Source organism: Erythrobacter sp. HL-111, assembly GCF_900105095.1.
Classification (GTDB): domain Bacteria; phylum Pseudomonadota; class Alphaproteobacteria; order Sphingomonadales; family Sphingomonadaceae; genus Erythrobacter.
The window spans coordinates 1651887-1669178 of record NZ_LT629743.1; the positions used below are offsets into that span (position 1 = coordinate 1651887).

The 17292-nt window shown below is 68.1% G+C and carries 16 protein-coding genes and 1 pseudogene; 11 read left to right on the forward strand and 6 right to left on the reverse strand.

All coding sequences use genetic code 11. The annotated features are described in order from the left end of the window. Positions 1–24 precede the first annotated feature (24 nt). A complete protein-coding gene (locus BLU08_RS07775; RefSeq protein WP_090197760.1) occupies positions 25–1578 on the forward strand; it encodes an acyl-CoA carboxylase subunit beta in 1554 nt (517 codons plus the stop codon). A 3-nt stretch (positions 1579–1581) separates the two neighbouring features. Here the strand turns inward: BLU08_RS07775 and BLU08_RS07780 are convergent, their stop codons facing one another. After that, positions 1582–2850 carry a multidrug effflux MFS transporter gene (locus BLU08_RS07780; protein ID WP_090197763.1) on the reverse strand — a complete coding sequence of 423 codons (1269 nt, stop codon included), beginning with the start codon at positions 2848–2850 and terminating at the stop codon, positions 1582–1584. Positions 2851–2989: 139 nt separating this feature from the next. Here BLU08_RS07780 and dinB point away from each other — a divergent pair, with 139 nt between their 5' ends. Beyond that, positions 2990–4135 (forward strand): DNA polymerase IV, encoded by a 1146-nt coding sequence (dinB, locus tag BLU08_RS07785; protein ID WP_255361259.1) that lies wholly within the window; start codon positions 2990–2992, stop codon positions 4133–4135. Here the strand turns inward: dinB and BLU08_RS07790 are convergent. From BLU08_RS07790 to BLU08_RS07805, 4 genes are all read right to left on the reverse strand, one after another. Continuing rightward, positions 4132–4632, reverse strand: coding sequence for an NUDIX hydrolase (locus BLU08_RS07790; protein WP_090197768.1), 501 nt, complete (start codon positions 4630–4632; stop codon positions 4132–4134). The genes dinB and BLU08_RS07790 overlap by 4 nt on opposite strands. Further along, positions 4620–5258 carry a 6-phosphogluconolactonase gene (locus tag BLU08_RS07795; protein WP_090197771.1) on the reverse strand — a complete coding sequence of 213 codons (639 nt, stop codon included), beginning with the start codon at positions 5256–5258 and terminating at the stop codon, positions 4620–4622. Before BLU08_RS07795 ends, BLU08_RS07790 begins: the two co-directional genes overlap by 13 nt. Before the next feature lie 91 nt (positions 5259–5349). Beyond that, positions 5350–5808, reverse strand: a complete 459-nt coding sequence (locus tag BLU08_RS07800; protein ID WP_090197774.1) for a Dps family protein — start codon at positions 5806–5808, stop codon at positions 5350–5352. A 142-nt stretch (positions 5809–5950) separates the two neighbouring features. Continuing rightward, positions 5951–6514 carry a hypothetical protein gene (locus BLU08_RS07805; RefSeq protein ID WP_090197777.1) on the reverse strand — a complete coding sequence of 188 codons (564 nt, stop codon included), beginning with the start codon at positions 6512–6514 and terminating at the stop codon, positions 5951–5953. Between the two features lie 136 nt (positions 6515–6650). Between BLU08_RS07805 and BLU08_RS07810 the strand changes: the two genes are divergently transcribed. The 7 genes and pseudogenes from BLU08_RS07810 (at position 6651) to BLU08_RS07840 (ending at position 14815) form a co-directional block, all read left to right on the forward strand. Then, entirely contained in the window at positions 6651–7445 is a 795-nt protein-coding gene (locus tag BLU08_RS07810; protein ID WP_090197780.1) for an SDR family oxidoreductase, read from the forward strand. A 435-nt stretch (positions 7446–7880) separates the two neighbouring features. Next, positions 7881–8731 (forward strand): annotated as a pseudogene (locus BLU08_RS07815) (DUF6733 family protein). Positions 8732–9022: 291 nt separating this feature from the next. After that, entirely contained in the window at positions 9023–9652 is a 630-nt protein-coding gene (locus tag BLU08_RS07820; protein WP_090197787.1) for a peroxiredoxin, read from the forward strand. Positions 9653–9806: 154 nt separating this feature from the next. Further along, the gene (locus tag BLU08_RS07825; RefSeq protein ID WP_090197790.1) at positions 9807–11282 is read left to right on the forward strand and encodes a cytochrome ubiquinol oxidase subunit I; all 1476 of its coding nucleotides are present in this window, start codon (positions 9807–9809) and stop codon (positions 11280–11282) included. Beyond that, on the forward strand, positions 11279–12286 hold the full coding sequence (cydB, locus tag BLU08_RS07830; protein WP_090197792.1) for a cytochrome d ubiquinol oxidase subunit II: 1008 nt from the start codon (positions 11279–11281) through the stop codon (positions 12284–12286). The genes BLU08_RS07825 and cydB overlap by 4 nt, the downstream gene beginning before the upstream one ends. Further along, positions 12286–12432, forward strand: a complete 147-nt coding sequence (locus tag BLU08_RS07835; RefSeq protein WP_090197795.1) for a DUF2474 domain-containing protein — start codon at positions 12286–12288, stop codon at positions 12430–12432. The genes cydB and BLU08_RS07835 overlap by 1 nt, the downstream gene beginning before the upstream one ends. A gap of 109 nt (positions 12433–12541) precedes the next feature. Continuing rightward, complete coding sequence (locus tag BLU08_RS07840; protein ID WP_233995901.1) at positions 12542–14815, forward strand: penicillin acylase family protein; 2274 nt, start codon at positions 12542–12544, stop codon at positions 14813–14815. A 54-nt stretch (positions 14816–14869) separates the two neighbouring features. On the opposite strand, the gene BLU08_RS07845 is transcribed toward BLU08_RS07840, so the two are convergent. After that, on the reverse strand, positions 14870–15307 hold the full coding sequence (locus tag BLU08_RS07845; protein WP_090197805.1) for a peptidylprolyl isomerase: 438 nt from the start codon (positions 15305–15307) through the stop codon (positions 14870–14872). Positions 15308–15541: 234 nt separating this feature from the next. Between BLU08_RS07845 and BLU08_RS07850 the strand changes: the two genes are divergently transcribed. Together BLU08_RS07850 and BLU08_RS07855 are read left to right on the forward strand one after the other, a co-directional pair. Continuing rightward, on the forward strand, positions 15542–16183 hold the full coding sequence (locus BLU08_RS07850; RefSeq protein WP_197676851.1) for an NAD(P)-dependent oxidoreductase: 642 nt from the start codon (positions 15542–15544) through the stop codon (positions 16181–16183). A gap of 69 nt (positions 16184–16252) precedes the next feature. Next, positions 16253–17197 (forward strand): helix-turn-helix domain-containing protein, encoded by a 945-nt coding sequence (locus tag BLU08_RS07855; RefSeq protein ID WP_090197808.1) that lies wholly within the window; start codon positions 16253–16255, stop codon positions 17195–17197. Positions 17198–17292: the final 95 nt, after the last annotated feature.

A 17292-nucleotide genomic window follows, 5' to 3' on the forward strand; every position in this document is an offset into this window, starting at 1 on the left:
CTTCCCTCAAGGGAAGGGGAGCTTATGACCTGGGCCAAGGAACTCGAAGAACTGCGGCAACGCGAGGCACTGGCCGAGCAGATGGGCGGCCCCGACAAGGTGGCGCGGCAGCATGGGCGCGGGAAGATGGACGCCCGCGCGCGGCTTGCGGCCTTGTGCGACGAAGGCTCCTTCCGCGAGATCGGCAAGATCGCGGGGCGCGGGCATTACGACGAAAACGGTGACCTCGCCTCCGTCACCCCTGCCCCCTTCCTGTTCGGCAAGGCCACCATCAACGGCCGCCCCGTCGTCGCCACGGCCGACGATTTCACCATTCGCGGCGGCGCGGCGGATGCGGGGATCGCGCGCAAGATGGTGCAGGCCGAGATGATGGCGCACGAGCTGCGCCTGCCCATCATCCGCATGATCGACGGGACGGGCGGCGGCGGCAGCGTCAAGACCCTCGAACAGATCGGCGCGACCTACATTCCCGCCGTGCCCGGCTGGGGCGACGTGGTGACCAATCTCGAAACCGTGCCGGTGGTGGCGCTGGCGCTCGGGCCAACCGCGGGTCTCGGCGCGGCGCGCACGGTCGCCAGCCACTATTCGGTCATGGTCAGGGGCCTTTCCCAGATCTTCGCCGCAGGCCCCGCGGTGGTCGAGGCGATGGGCGAGTCCTATCGCGACGGATCGGCCAGCCACGAGGACGCCAAGGAGGCGCTCGGCGGCAGCGCAATCCACACCCGCAACGGCGTGGTCGACGACGAGGTTTCGAGCGAGGCCGAGGCCTTCGCCCGCGCGCGGCATTTCCTGAGCTTCATGCCCGAATATGTGGGCCAGCCCGCCCGCCGCGCCGAATGCTCCGACCCCGCGGACCGGCGCGAGGAGGCGCTGCTCTCCCTCGTCCCGCGCGATCCGAAACAGGTCTATTCGATGCGCCGCGCGCTCGACATGATCCTTGACGAGGGCACGGTCTTCGAGATCGGCCGGAACTGGGGCCGCGCCGCGATCACCGCCCTCGCCCGGCTCGACGGCTGGCCGGTCGCGGTGGTGGCGAGCGATCCCAGCTACCTTGGCGGATCGTGGGAGGCCAAAACCTCCGAGAAGGTCGAGCGTTTCGTCAAACTCGCCGACCAGTTCCGCCTGCCGATCGTCCACCTCGTCGACAACCCCGGCTTCATGATCGGGCGCGAGGCGGAAATGGCGGGGACGATCCGCTACGGCGTCAATGCGATGAACGCGATCTACCGCGCGACCGTGCCCCTCGCCAGCGTCGTCCTGCGCCGCGCCTATGGCATTGCGGGCAGCGCGATGAGCAATGCCGAAAGGTATCAATACCGTTTCTGCTGGCCCTCCGGCGATTGGGGAAGCCTGCCGATCGCGGGCGGGCTGGAGGTCGCCTACAAGGCGGAACTGGAGGCAGCCGAGGACCCGGAAGCCGAACTCGCAGCGATCAGGGACAGGCTCGCCAAGGTCACTTCGCCCTTCCGCAGCGCCGAACGCTTCAATGTCGAGGACATCATCGACCCGCGCGACACGCGGCCGCTGCTGTGCGAATTCGCGGGGCTCGCCTGGCGCAGGCTCGAAAGCGGGCGCTGAACCTCAGTCGAACGCCTTTGCCGCGTCCTGGCCGTAACCCATTTCCGGCTCGGGCGGGCCGAACAGGCGACCCTTCTCGCTGTAGAGGACGAGCGCGAGGCAGGCGAGGCTCGAGGCGAGCAGCGACAGGGCGAGCGGCTGCGCGGTCCCGTCAAAGGCATAGCCGATCGCCGCACCCAGCACCGCGGCGACCGTCATCCGCACGAAGCCGTGGACCGAGCTCGCCGCGCCCGCGATGGCGAAGAAGGGATTCATCGCGATCGACCCGAAATTGCTCCCGATGAAGCCCAGTAGCGCCATGTTCACCGCCATCAGCGGCACGAAGACCCACAGGCTCTGTTCGCTCTGGAAGGCGACGCCGACCTGCACGCTCGACACGGCGATGAAGGCGAACAGCGCGGTGTGGCTCACCCGGCGCGCGCCGAAGCGTTCGACGATGCGCGAATTGGACCAGCTCGCAAGCGCCATCGCGCCCGCGCAGATGCCGAAGACGATGGGGAAGATGTCGCCCGCGCCGAAGGTCTCGCTGACCAGCTGCTGCGAGGAATTGATGAAGCCGAACAGCGCGCCGAACACCAGCGACGACCCGAAGACATAACCCACCACGCTCGGCAGGCTCAGCGCGCGCGCCATGTTGCGGGCGATGGGCGCGACGCGGATCGGCTGGCGGTTTTCGGGTGCGAGCGTTTCGGGCAGGCGGAACCACGCCCAGGTGCCCATGGCGAGCCCCTGCAGCGCCATGGCCCCGAACACCATGCGCCAGTCGGCGACCAGCAGGATGAGCTGCCCGATGCTCGGCGCGATCGCCGGGACGAGCATGAAGATCACGAAGATGAGGCTCATCATGCGCGCCATGCGGTCGCCGCCGACCCTGTCGCGGATGATCGCCGGCGGCAGGGCGATGATCCCGGCGGCGAAGAAGCCCTGCGCGGCGCGGATCGCGACGAGCACGTCGAAACTGGGCGCCAGCGAGCTTGCAAGGCTGAGGACGATGTAGATCCCGATCGATCCGAGCAGCACCGGCCGCCGCCCGAACCGGTCGGCGAGCGCGCCGGGCACCAGCGCGCCGACACCGGCGGTCAGCAGGTAGACGCCGATGACGAATTGCCGCTCGTTCCCCGGAACGCCGAGGTCGAGCGCGAGTTCGTCGAGCGCGGGCAGGATCGCGTCGATGCCGAAGGCCTGCAGGGCCATCAGCAGGGCCATCAGCCAGATCAGCTCGGTCTCGCCAAGGCGCGAGGAGCGCGAAGAGGTCACGGCAGGGGTCGCCATGCCCGGCCCCTTGCCCGCAGGCTCGCCCGAAGACCACTCTTCTTTTCGCATATGCACAAAATCACGGTCGCGCGGGAAAGTTCCGATGGGTAGCAAGCGAAAACTTTTCCCCGCACACCGAGCAGTTTATCCTCGCCGGGTGCCGCAGGATACCCCCGCAACCGAAGATCCCGCCCGGCCGGAAGAGGACTCCGGCGGGCTGAGGAAGATCATCCATGTCGACATGGACGCCTTCTTCGCCAGCGTCGAGCAGCGCGACAACCCGGAATTGCGGGGCAAGCCGGTCGCCGTCGGGGGCGCGAGCGGGCGCGGCGTCGTGGCGGCCGCAAGCTACGAGGCGCGCCGGTTCGGGGTGAGGAGCGCCATGCCCTCGGTCACCGCGAAACGCCTGTGTCCCGACCTCGTCTTCGTGAAAAGCCGGTTCGAGGCCTATCGCGAGGCGAGCCGCCAGATCCGTGCGGTGTTCGACCATCACACCCCGCTGGTCGAACCCCTCAGCCTGGACGAGGCGTTCCTCGACGTGACCGAGGACCGGCTCGGCATCGGTTCGGCCACCCGCATCGCCGAGCTGATCCGCCAGGAAATCCGCGCCAAGACGCAGCTCACCGCGAGCGCGGGCGTTTCCTACAACAAGTTCCTCGCCAAGCTCGCGAGCGACCAGAACAAGCCCGACGGATTGTGCGTCATCCGCCCGGGCGAAGGGGCGGCCTTCGTCGCGGGGCTGCCGATCCGGCGCTTCCACGGCGTCGGGCCGAAGGCCGAGGAAAAGATGAAGCGCCTCGGCATCGAAACCGGCGCCGACCTCGCCGCGAAGGACATCGCCTTCCTGCGCGCCCATTTCGGCTCCTTCGCCGACTACCTCTTCCGGGCGGCGCGCGGCATCGACCTGAGGCCCGTGCGCCCGCATCGCGTGCGCAAGTCGGTCGGCGGGGAACGCACCTTTTCGCAGGACATCGGCGAGGCGGCGGCGCTGCGCGAAACTCTGGAGGAGATCGTCGATATCGTGTGGGAGCGGATCGAGCGGGCCGAGGCGCGCGGGCGGACGGTGACGCTCAAGCTCAAATACACCGATTTCCGGATCAACACGCGGGCGAAGTCGATCCCCGCGCGGCCCGGGCTGTGGATCGCGGACAAGCCGCATTTCGCGCGGGTGTCGCGCGAACTGCTGGAGGAGGCGCTGCCGCTGCCCATGCCGATCCGGCTGATGGGACTGACCCTGTCGAACCTCGACCGCGGTGAGATCGCGGAACCGCACCGCGACGAGGCGCAGCTCTCCCTGCTCTAGCCGGGGCGGCGCCCGGCCTGCCACGCCGCGATCCGGCTCGCGGTCCTCGGTCCGAGCGGTTCGGGCAGGGCCGCGAGCGGGAAGAAGCGCGCCTCGATCACTTCGCGACGGTCGGGCCGGGGGCGGTCGCGGCTGGTCGCGGCGAAGACGTGCGCCGTGTGGGGCGATCCGGAAATCTCCTCGCTCAGCACCGCGACGGGATCGAGCCGGTCGAGCGCCATCGCGAGTTCCTCGGCGATCTCGCGCCGGGCGGCGAGCGCGGGCCGTTCGCCCTTCGCGATTCCCCCGCCCGGCAGCATCCAGGCGGGCGGGCCGTAGGAATGGCGCAGCAGCAGGATTTCGCCCGCGCCGTTCTCGATCACCACCGCGCAGCCCTCGATCGGGACGCGCCGCCAGCGCCGCCAGCGATGGCGCAGGCGGTGGGCGAGCGGCAGCAGCGCGCGGTGGAGCCAAGCGGGCAGCAGGCGTTCCGTCGCCCCGGCGATCAGGCGAAGCATGTCACCGCAATGGCGCGCGCCTTTGCCGCCCGCAGGACCCGCGCGATCGGCAGGTCGTTCCCGCCCCGCAGCGCCGCATCGAACAGCGCGCGCTTCTCCGTCGATCCGCCGAGCGTGAGGAGGATCGCGTCGGTATCCAGCAGGGCCGGCAGGGTCAGCGTGATCCGGTCGAACGGCGCGTCCGCGGGCAGCGGATCGGGCGTCACGCGGCGGATCGCAAGCGGATCGTCGAGCCCGGGATCGATGTTGGGAAAGAGCGAGGCCGTGTGCCCGTCCGTCCCCATGCCGAGCCAGGTGAGCGCGAAATGCGGCGGCTCGCGATCCTGTGCGAGCGTGCACAGGCGCGCGCCTGCCGGTTCGAGCAGGGCGCGCATCCGGCCGCTGTTCGAGGCCGCGTGATCCTCCGGCACGATCCGGTCGTCGTTGGGCCACACCTCGATCGCGCTCCACGGCGGTCCGGGGTCGAGTTCGACGAGGCCCGCGATGATCGGAAAGGGGGTGGAGCCGCCCGGAATCGTGATCGCGATCCTGCCAGCGGCCTTTCGGGACGCGGCCGACAGGTGTCGGTCGAGCCAGGCGGCGATGGCGCCGGTTCCGGCCGCTTCGATGATTTCGACCTCGTTCATGGCGCGGGGCACGGCAAAAGGACCGTCTCCGCCCGGCGGAAACGGTCCTCCTCCTGCGAACGCGTTGGCCGCGTTTCGGGCACGTGTCGGGTCAGCCGAGGATCGAGGACAGGAACCACACGCGCTCTTCGGCCATGTCGGTCCAGTCGTCGACCAGCCCGTCGGTCGCGTTGTCGCCGGTTTCCTCGCACAGGCCCTTGAGCTTCTTGAGCCGGGCGACAACCTTCTGGTTGTCGTCGCGCAGTTCGGAAACCATCTCATCGGGGGAGAGCGAGGTGCTGTCCTGATCCTTGATCTGGGTGTGCTTGGCAACCGCACCGATCGAGGTCAGCGTTTCGCCGCCCTGCTTGCGGACGCGTTCGCCGATATCGTCGATCTGGTCGCGGATCTCGATCGCCTGTTCGTCGAACAGGAGGTGCAGGTCGCGGAAGCGCGGCCCCTTGATGTGCCAGTGGAAATTCTTGGTCTTGGTGTAGAGCGCGAAGTGATCGGCAAGCAGGCCGTTCAGTTCGGCGAGAAGGGCGGCTTTCGAATTGGATTGGTCGGACATGTGCGGTTCTCCTTTGCTTCAGATGCGATCCTGCCAATGCGAATGAATTGCAAAGGCCTGCATCATTTTGTTTCACCGGATCAACGAGCGAAGGCGCGGATCGTTTCGCCGAAAGGGCAATTCGCAATGATCGCTTTTCCAATCAATAGGCTTGGTAACGAGCGTTCAGTCCGATGAAGAGCGCCGCAAGGAACAGCAAGGCCGAGAGCACCAGCCGGACCGTCCGCAGGGGAAACCGCGCGAGGCCGCGGGCTCCGGCGAACCAGCCGAGCGCGATCGCCGCCCCGCCGCCGAGCGCCCCGCCGATCACCGTCACGACAGGGTAGACCGCCTCCGCGGCGAAGGCGAACACCGCGAACCGTGCCGCGTCCCCGACCTGCCGTGCCAGGATCACGATCCCGATCGCGCCCAGCGAGCGGGTCGGCTCGGCCGGGCGCCGTGCCCTCGCGGGCCACGCCAGCTCGAAGGCGGCGATGGCGAGCGCGAAGGCGACCAGCATCTCGGCGGCGCGCTGGGGCAGGATCGCGGCGAGGCTCGCGCCGGCCCAGGCCATGACGGCGGCGCTGGCGGCCGAACAGGTAAGCCCCACGCCCAGCAATGGCCCCGATCGCCCGAGCGCATCCGACAGCTGCGCCACGGTAAGCTGGTCGCGCCCGCCCAGCGCGATGGCAAAGACGAGCAGCAGGGTGAAAAGGAAGCTGTCCATGAATTCCCCGATCGATGGCGCGAATGCCCTATCACCCTCGCCCCCGCGCGAAACACCCCTCCCCCGCGCAAATCGACAGGTGGCGCGCGCGGCGCCGCGCGCCTAGGCTGGCCGCCTCAGGCACAAGGGAGAGGGCATGAAACTGGAACAGGGAATGGCCGCCGTGGTGACGGGCGGCGCATCGGGGCTCGGCCGGGCGAGCGCGGCGGCGCTGGCGCAGGCGGGGCTCAAGGTCGCGATCTTCGACATCAACGACGCTGCGGGCGAGGAACACGCTGCCGCCATCGGCGGGACCTTCCACCATGTCGACATCATGGACGAGGATTCGGTCGAACAGGGCTTCGCCTCGGCGCGCGCGGCGAACGGGCAGGAACGCGTGACGGTCCACTGCGCGATGGCCTCGAAACGGGGCAAGACGCTCGGCTGGGACAAGCAGGCGGGCGGATACAGGCGCCTGCCGACCGAAGATTACGCGTTCGGGGCCGAGGGCATCCTCGTCGCGAGCTACCGCGTCGCCAGCATCTCGGCGCTCGGCATGGCGAATGCGGACCCCCTCAACGAGGACGGAGAGCGCGGCGCGATCGTGCTCACCGCCAGCGTCGCGGCGCAGGACGGCCAGATCGGGCAGGTCATCTACGGCAGCTGCAAGGCGGGCGTGAACGGCCTTGTCCTGCCCATGGCGCGCGATCTGATGGACGTGGGCATTCGCGTGAATTCGGTCATGCCCGGCATTTTCGCCACGCCGCTGATGCTCGGCATGAAGGACCGCAATCCCGCGATGTGGGAGCAGTTGAACGCGTCCGTTCCCTTTCCCAAGCGCCTTGGCGAGCCGGAGGAATTCGCCTCGCTGATCCTTGAGATCGCGCGCAATTCCTACATCAACGGGCACCAGTTCCGGCTCGACGGGGCGATCCGGATGCCGCCGAGGTAATCGGCCTTCGCGCGCGGCCGGTCGGTCGGTGCCGGACCGGGCGCAGGGCCGCGCGCCGCACGATCTTGGCTTTCAGCGCCGCTTGCACGCACGAAAACTGCGTGTGGCCTTTGTGGAACGCAACATCGGAATCGGGTGCCGGGTGGCTCTGGCCGCTTGCCCCGGTGTCATCAATTGGACATGGTTCGATCCGCGCACGGTCCCGCTCCGAACAGAGGCCCCGGCACGCATCAATCGCAGGTGGAACGCACCCCAGCCTCTTTCGAAGGAGCGTTCCATATGAAGAACTCGCTTATTCACGCCCCGCTCGTTCTCGCGATCGCGGCGGCGTCTGCGCCCGCCGCAGCCAAGGACGATGGCCTTGCCGTCCAGTCCTTCGCCTCGACGATCGTCATCGACGACAGCGCGCTCGAGCTTGCCGAAACGCTCGATGCGATGAACCCCGTCGCCGAAGCCGGCAGCGAGACGATCACGGTGCCGAGCACCGCCGCGGGCACGCTCGGCGCGGGCGATTTCGCACTCACCGCCGCCCCGGCGACCGTCGCGGCCGCCGCTCCGGGCGAAGTCGCCGTCACCGCCGCTGCCGCTGCCGCCGCCGCGCAGGACGGGACCGGCGGGCGTTCGGAAAGCTTCACCGTCACGCTCAACCAGGATGCCTTCTTCGGGTTCTACCCGGCCTTCAACGGGCTGATCCCGGTCAGCGAAAACGTCGATTTCAGCTTCTACGGCATCATCTGGACCACCGACGCCTTCGGCACCGGGCTCGGCTCCGACCTGTGGACCGAATTCGGCGTCGGCGCGGCGATCTACACCGGCAATCTCGTCGTCAAGCCGCAGATCGGCCTCACCAACGGCGCCCTGCTGTCGGGCGGCGCGCGCGACCCGAACGGGGTTGCGGCCGGCACCGGCGGCAATTTCGCCGACGGCATCGTGCCGAGCCTGACGATGAACTATTCGGACGATGCCTTCGAAGCGGAATTCTACGGCGGCTACTACGCCGCGCTCCGCAATCGCAACGATGACGCCGCGCTCGACTTCCTCCACACCTGGATCAACGCCGGGGCGAAGATCACCCGAACTTCTCGGCCGGGGCGCATTACGAACTGCTGAGCAACACGCGCAACACCTTCCCCGGCGGATCGACCGCGGTCGCCTACCAGTGGCTTGGCCCCTACGTGCAGTTCACGACCTCGAACGGCTTCTTCGCCCGCTTCACCGCGGGGGCCGATATCGAGGACGGCAATGACGGCGACTTCTACAAGCTGACTGCCGGCTTCTCGTTCTGATTTCCCTGCGACCCGCCGCGCCGTCCGTCCATCGGCGCGGCGGACCGCGAGGCACCGGGGGGTGCCGCCCGCATGGACGCGGGCGGCACCCCTTGCATTTCGGGGGAGAGGCGAGATCGCGCGCATCGATTGCGATTTTTCGCAACCGAAGGCTGGGTTTGAGCCGATTGCAACGGCAATTGCCCTATTTCACATGGTCAGGAAAACCGATTATGCTAATTGTGTAATTGAGTTGGCGCCTGCCGAGCAGGCGCGCTAGGGAAAGGCACCAACAACAAGGAGCCAACCATCATGAGCCTGCACATCGGCGACACCGCCCCCGATTTCACCGTCGACACCACCTCCGGCCCGATCACCCTGCACGAATGGGCCAAGGGCAGCTGGGTCTTCTTCTTCAGCCATCCGGCCGATTTCACCCCGGTCTGCACCACCGAGATGGGCATGACCGCCAAGCTCGCCGACGAGTTCGAGAAGCGCAACGTCAAGCCGCTCGGCCTGTCGACCGACACGGTCGAGGAACACCGTGCCTGGATCAGCGACGTCGACGAGACGCAGGGCGTCAGCCTGCAGTTCCCGATCGTGGCCGACCCCGACCTGACCATCGCGCGCAGCTATGACATGATCCACCCGGACCAGAGCGAAACCGCCGCGGTGCGTTCGGTCTTCATCATCGACCCCGAGATGAAGATCCGCCTGATCATGACCTACCCGATGAGCGTCGGGCGCAATTTCGACGAGATCCTGCGCGTCATCGACAGCCTCCAGCTCAGCGACCGGGCGCGGATCGCGACTCCGGCCAACTGGATGCCCGGCGGCGAGGTCATCATCCCGCCCTCGATCAGCGACGAGGAAGCGCGCAAGCTCTTCCCGCAGGGCTTCACCACCATCAAGCCCTATCTGCGGACGGTTCGAATCGACTGATTCGAAGGAACGGCTCACGCGGGGAACGGACGGACCGGACCGGCCGTTACCGCGTGAGACCGCAAGGCCCCGGACTTGGGGCCTGACCTTGCCGAGACCGTCACGGGATTGAAAACGGCATCCGCCATTCGGTTGCCGTCAACGAGGACCGAGAATGTTCGAACAGGCCGACGCCCTGCTGCTTGCCCGCATCCAGTTCGCCTTCACGGTGAGCTTCCATTTCTTCTTCCCCGCATTCACGATCGGTCTGGCAAGCTATCTCGCCGTGCTGGAGGGGCTGTGGCTCAAGACGGGCCGCGCGCTCTACTTGGACCTCTTCAAGTTCTGGCTGAAGATCTTCGCGATCAGCTTCGCCATGGGCGTCGTCTCGGGCATCGTGATGAGCTACCAGTTCGGCACCAACTGGTCGGTCTATTCCGACATCGCCGGCCCCGTCATCGGCCCGCTGATGGCCTATGAGGTGCTGACCGCCTTCTTCCTCGAAGCGGGCTTTCTCGGCGTCATGCTGTTCGGAATGAACCGCGTGGGCAAGAAGCTCCACTTCGCCGCGACCTGCATGGTGGCGGCCGGGACCTTCCTGTCGGCCTTCTGGATCCTCTCGGTCAACAGCTGGATGCAGACCCCGACCGGATTCGAGATCGGCGCGAACGGGCAGATGCTGCCCGCGGGAAGCTGGTTCGACATCATCTTCAACCCCTCCTTCCCCTATCGCCTCGTCCACACCGTGCTCGCGGCCTATCTCACGACCGCCTTCATCGTCGGCGGCGTGGGCGCGTTCCACCTCCTGCGCGAGCGGGCCGAGCGCCGCCGGGACAACACGGTCGCGCCCAACCTCCATGCGCGCAAGATGTTCTCGATGGCGATGTGGATGGCCGCGCTGGTCGTCCCGGTCCAGATCGTCGCGGGCGATTATCACGGCCTCAACACGCTCGAACACCAGCCGCAGAAGGTCATGGCGATGGAGGGGCATTACAACTCCTATCCCGATGGCGCGCCGCTCTACCTGTTCGGCATTCCCAATGACGAGGAGCAGCGGCTCGACTACGCGATCGGCATCCCCAAGCTTTCGAGCCTGATCCTCAAGCACGATCTCGACGCGCCGATGGACGGGCTCGACACGATCCCCGATGACGAACAGCCGCCGACCGCGATGGTGTTCTGGTCGTTCCGGATCATGGTCGGGATCGGTTTCCTGATGCTGGGCGTCGGGCTGTGGAGCCTTGTCGCGCGCTGGCGGGGCAAGCTCTACGACTGGCCCTGGCTGCACCGCGCGGCGGTGGTGATGTCGCCTTCGGGCCTCGCGGCCGTTCTCGCCGGGTGGATCACCACCGAGGTCGGCCGCCAGCCCTATGTCGTCTATGGCGCGCTGAGGACCGCCGATGCGGCGAGCCCGCTTTCGGCAAGCGCGGTGGGCACTTCGCTGGTCGCCTTCGTCGTCATCTACTTCGCGGTCTTCGGCGCGGGGGTGTGGTACATCCTCAAGCTCATGAGCACCTCGCCCCATACCGGCGAAACCGGGGTCAAGCGCGGCGACACGGGTCCGATCCGGACCGCTGGGATCACGCCCGGCCCGGCCCAGAACCCCAATCAGGAGGGCCGCGTCGGCCCGCTGGCGGAGCCGGCGGAATGACCTACAGCGTCGATCTCACCGTCGTCTGGGCATTCATCATCGCCTTCGCCGTGTTCGCCTATGTCGTGATGGACGGGTTCGATCTGGGCATCGGGGTGCTGTTCAAGTTCTTCGAACCCGGGCGCGAGCGCGACCGGGCGATGAATTCGATCGCGCCGGTGTGGGACGGGAACGAGACCTGGCTGGTGCTCGGCGGCGGCGGGCTGTTCGCCGCCTTTCCCCTGGCCTATGCGGTGATCCTGCCCGCGACCTATCCGCTCATCATCGCCATGCTGCTCGGCCTCGTCTTTCGCGGGGTCGCGTTCGAGTATCGCTGGCGCGATCCGGGCCACCGGCGCTATTGGGACGCGGCCTTCACCGGCGGCAGCATCGTCGCCGCGATGGCCCAGGGCATGACGCTCGGCGCGCTGCTCCAGGGCATCGAGATCGAAGGCCGCTCTTTCGCGGGCGGGCCGTTCGACTGGCTGACGCCCTACACCGTGCTGACCGGGCTCGGCACGCTTGCGGGCTATGCCCTGCTGGGGGCGACCTGGCTGGTCTGGAAGCTCGACGGAGAGGCGCAGGAACACGCCCGCCGGATGGGCAAGTGGGCCGCCGCGCTGACCATCGGCCTGATGGGCGCGGTGAGCCTCGCCAACATCTTCCTTGATCCCGAATATGCCGACCACTGGCTGACCGAGCCGGAAATCTACTATGTCTGGCCGGTGCCGCTGCTGACGCTTGTGGTGGCGGTGATGCTGTGGCGGGCGCTTTCGACCGATTGCCATTCGAAGCCCTTCTGGCTCTCGCTCGCCCTGTTCCTGCTCGGCATGGCCGGCATCGGCGTGACGCTCTGGCCTCACGTCGCGCCCCCTTCGCTGACCATCTGGGACGCGGCCGCGCCCTATTCGAGCCAGCTGTTCATGCTGGTCGGCACGATCATCACCATGCCGCTGATCATCGGCTACACCGCCTGGGCCTATTGGGTGTTCCGCGGCAAGGTCGGGGATGAGGGCTATCACTGATGGCCCGCGGCGAACGTCCGGAAGACGTCGAGGCCGACGAAAAGCCGCTGTGGGAGCGGCTCGGCTGGATGGCGGCGATCTGGGGGGCGAGCGTCGCGGTGCTGGGAGTTGTCGCCTACGTCCTGCGGCTCTGGATAGCGCCCTGAACCGCCGATAGCGGCGCACAGGCCGGCCTATTGCCCGGCGTGCCGGCCCGGGATAAAAACTTCGCCCGGTTCGCCGAACAAAGGGAATGCGATGCGGGCATGGCTGTGCGTGGCTATCGCCGCGGCGTTGATGGCGGGAACTTCGGCGGCGGCAGAGCCCCGCTACGCAGCGGAGATAACCCGCACCGCCTACGGCATCCCGCATATCGTGGCGAAGGACTGGCGCGGGCTCGGCTACGGGATCGCCTATGCCTATGCCGAGGACAACCTGTGCCTGCTGGCCGAGCAGTTCGCCACGCTCGCCGGGGAGCGTTCGCTCCATTTCGGGCCTGACAACAGGACTGGGCCGGCGACGCCCGACTGGACCAATCTCGAATCCGACATCGCCCACCGCGCGCTGTTCGACCTTGCGCTGCTGCGCGCCAACTGGGACAACGCCACGCCGCGGGCCCGGCTCGTCACCGAAGGCTATGTCGCGGGCTACAACCGCTACCTGCGCGACGCGCAGGCGGACGAGTTTCCCGCCGAATGCCGGGGCAAGCCGTGGCTGCGCGAAATCACGCTCGACGACATGCTGCGATCCTACGGCAAGCTTGCCGGCTCGGCCGGCGAATTCGCCGTCGGCAGGGGCATCCTTGCCGTTCCCCCGGAAACCGCGCCGCAGGACCGGGAGGTTTCCGGAGAGGCGGTGGAAGAGGCGGCCGTCCTTGCGCTGGCCCGAACGAGCCTTGCGAGCAATGGCTGGGGCTTCGGCGGGAACGTCACCACGGACGGGCGCGGGCTGCTCGTCGGGAACCCGCATTATCCGTGGGTCGGGCCGCGCCGCTTCTGGCAGATGCACGCCACGATCCCGGGCGAATTCGACGTGATGGGGGCTGCCCTTTCCGCCAACCCCTACCCGATGATCGGATTCAACCGGGACATCGCCTGGACCCACACGGTCGATGCCGCGCGTCATTTCACGCTCCACGCCCTTACGCTCGATCCCGAAGACCCGACCGCCTACATCCTCGATGGGGAAAGGGTAGCGATGGAACGGCGCGAAATCTCGATCCCCATGCCCGAGGGCAAGGCCCCGGTCACCCGCACGGTCCATTTCTCGCGCTTCGGTCCGATCGTCGCGCTGCCGGGCAGCCCGTTCGGGTGGAGCCGGACAACCGCCTATGCCCTGAGCGACGCCAACCGCGCCAACATGCGGATGGCCGATGCGTGGATCGGGATCGGCAGGGCAAGGGACGTGGGCGAGATCGCGGCGGTGCTCGGCGAGACGCTGGGCATTCCCTGGGCCAATACGATCGCCGCCGACCGCGCGGGCAACGCGCTTCATGCGGACATCACGGCGGTGCCGAACGTGTCGGACGAAAAGGCCGCCGCCTGCGCGACCCCGGTTTCCGCGCTCGTCGCGGCACGGGTGACGGTTCTCGACGGATCGCGTTCCGACTGCGCCTGGGACGTGGCGGAGGGAACCGCCGCGCCCGGCCTGCTGCCGCCGTCCGCGCAGGCCTCGACGATCCGGCGCGACTATCTCGCCAACAGCAATGACAGCTACTGGCTCGGCAATCCGCGCAGCCCGCATCCGAAGCTCGCCGCGATCATGGGCGATTTCGAAACCGAACGCTCGCCGCGCACGCGCTCGAACCTGCTCGAGACCGAGGCGATGATCGCTGCGGGCAAGGTCGACCGCGAACGGGCGAAGGCCATGCTGCTGGCGAACCGGAGCTTCACCGCGGACAATGTCCTCGACACCGTGATCGCGCTGTGCCGCGGGCGCGAGGAACTTGCACGCGGGTGCGACGCGCTGGCGCGATGGGACCGCCGGTTCGACACCGACAGCCGCGGGGCCTACCTTTTCGCGCGGATGTGGAACCGCGTGTGGTCGATGCGCGCGGCGCTGTGGCAGGTGCCGTTCGATCCCGCCGACCCGCTCGGCACCCCGCGCGAGCTGGTCGATAGCGGGCCGGTCGCCGACAAGCTGATGGCAGCGCTCGAAGAAGCCGTCGCGGAACTCGACGCGGACGGCATCGCGCTCGACGCCGAATGGGGCACGGTGCAGGCCGTCCGGATCGGCGAGGAGGTCATCCCGGTCCACGGCGGGACGGAATCGGCGGGCGTGCTCAACATGCAATGGCTCGATGCGGCGGTGAAGGTGCCGGGCGGCATCAGGCCGATCCACGGGTCGAGCTACATCCAGGTCGTCGGCTTCGACGCGGACGGGCCGGTCGCGGACGCGGTCCTGACCTATTCGCAGTCCTCCGATCCCGCCTCGCCGCATTTCGCGGACCAGACGCGGCTGTTCGCGCAGAAGAAATGGGTGCGCCTGCCCTTCGACGAGCAAGACATCGCCGCGCAGGCCATCGGCGAGACGATCGTCATCTCGCAATAGGCCGATACGGGCCGGACGCCGCGGCGCCCGGCCCGGATCGGGGTCAGGCCGGGGTCAGGCCGCCTGCTTGATCTCGACCAGCGTCAGGCCGAAGACCAGGTCTTCGCCGGCGAGCGGGTGGTTGCCGTCGGCGGTGACCGTATCGTCCTTGACGTCGGTGATGACGAGCTGGATCGGCTGCCCGTCGTTCTGCTGCGCCGACAGGGTCATGCCCGGCTGCGGCTCGGCGTCGGGCGGCAGGTTGGCGCGCGGGATCTCGACGATCAGCTCCTCGCGGCGCGGGCCGAAGGCGTGTTCGGCGTCGATCGTCACCGTGTCCTCGCCGCCGACTTCCATCCGGGTCAGCGCCTGTTCGATCTGCGGGAAGATCTCGTCATTGCCGAGCGTGAGCGTCTGCGGCCCCTGCCCTTCGGTTCCGCCGACGACTCGGCCCTCCTTCGTCTTGACGACATAATCGATCGCGACGGTATCGCCGGGTTTTGCGGTTGCCATTATAATCCTTTCCTTATCCGGGGGTTTCGTGTTCTCCGGCGCCCGAACCGGCTGGCTTCGCGCCCATGCGCGGGGGCATTTCCGCTCGCGCGCGAGTCTCTCAATCGAAGCCGCCGGTGTCAAATGACCCGCCCGCCACATTTTCGGCACTTCGCGCGGGTTCGAACGTTGGGGCGGCATGATCGATCCTCCGCTGGTCCGCACCCCTTCCCCCGCCGCCCCGGGAACTCGCCCGTGACCGCCCCGATCCTCGTGATGGGGGCGACCTCGGGCATCGGCAAGCTCGCGGTCAAGGAGGCGGTCCGGCGCGAACTGCCGGTGCGCGCCTTCGCCCGAAGTGCCGACAATCTCGAGAAAACCCGACTCGTCGAGCCCTTTCCCGGCGACGCGACCGACCGCGCGGACGTGTTCCATGCGCTCAAGGGCACGCGCGCGGTGATCTACGCGCTCGGCATTTCGGAGAGCCTGTCGATGCTGTGGGAGAAGGAGACGCTGTTCTCCACCACCACCCGGATCCTCGTCGAGGCGATGGGCGAAGCCGGGGTCCGCCGCCTCGTCGCGGTCACGGGATACGGGGCAGGCCGGTCCCGAAACGCGATGAGCGCGCTCGAACGACTCGGCCACCGGGCGCTGCTGGGGCGGGTCTATGCCGACAAGGACCGGCAGGAGGAGATCATCCTCCACAGCGCCCTGCAATTCACCATCGTGCGGCCCGTCATCCTCACCGGCGGCCCGCGTTCGGGACGGGTGCGGGTCCGGCGCGACCCGGCGAACTGGTCCAACGGCGTGGTCAGCCGGGCCGATGTCGCGGCCTATCTCGTCGATGCGGTGGAACGGGATCTCGACATCGGGCGCGACGTGGTGCTCGCACGCTGAACCGGCGCTTGCTTGTGGAAAATCCGGCTCTCTGGTAACAATGTCTCCGGGGGGAGAGGGAGCACGGGAGTGGAAGACCAGCACGCACAACTCGTCCGCGAGGCAATCTCCTCGGACGCGGCGGCGGGGCGTTCGACGCTCGCCGCCTCCTGGTGCCGCTCCGCCCTCCACCACGGTCTCGACCCCGCGAAAGGCCCCGCCGCCGACCGGCTCGACGCGAGCCGCCTCGCGCTCGCCCGCGAGGCGCACGAGGAACTTCTGCTTCACGCCGGCCCGGTGCTCGACCGGATCGCGCGCACGCTGGTCCGCAGCGGGCGCTGCATCCTGCTGACCGATTCCGAAAGCCTGATCCTCGAAGAACGCATGGCCTCGGGCGACCGCGACCATTTCGACCGGGCGCGCCTGGTCGCGGGCGAATGCTGGTCCGAAGCGGCCGAGGGAACCAACGGGATCGGCACCTGCATCGCCGACGAAAAGCCGGTCATCATCCACCGCGACCAGCATTTCCTCTCCGCCAACGTGCAGGTGAGCTGCCACGGCGTGCCGATCTGCGATGCGGTCGGGAACCTCGTCGCCGCGCTCGACGTGTCGACCAATCGCTACGACCATGATCGCGACACGGCGGCGCTGATCATGAACGTGCTGATGGACGCGGCGCAGGAACTGGAACGGCTGCTGTTCGGGGCGGCCTATCGCGACTGCCGGATCGTGCACCTCGATGACGCGGACAGCCCGGGAGCCCTCGTCGCGGTCGATCGCGACGATCTCGTCGTCGGGGCCAACCGGAGCGCGCGGCGGCGCGCCCTGCTCGCCAAGGTGAGTGCCGAGGCCCCGGTGCCCGTCGCCGACCTGTTCGGCCCGCCCGAGGAGGATCCGATCGCCGCCGCCGAACGCCGCGTCCTGCGCCAGGCGCTGGCCCGGTCGCACGGCAATGTCGCGGCGGCCGCCCGGCTGCTCGGCATCGGGCGGGCTACCTTCTACCGCCGGATGACCCGCGCGGGGCTGGCCGCGTAAGGGTTCCCGGGTTCTTCCCGCGCGCCGCAATTTTACCGCCATAGTGTCTCGTTGGTGAGACACTTCGCGCTGTCACGGCCTTGCGGGGGGCTATC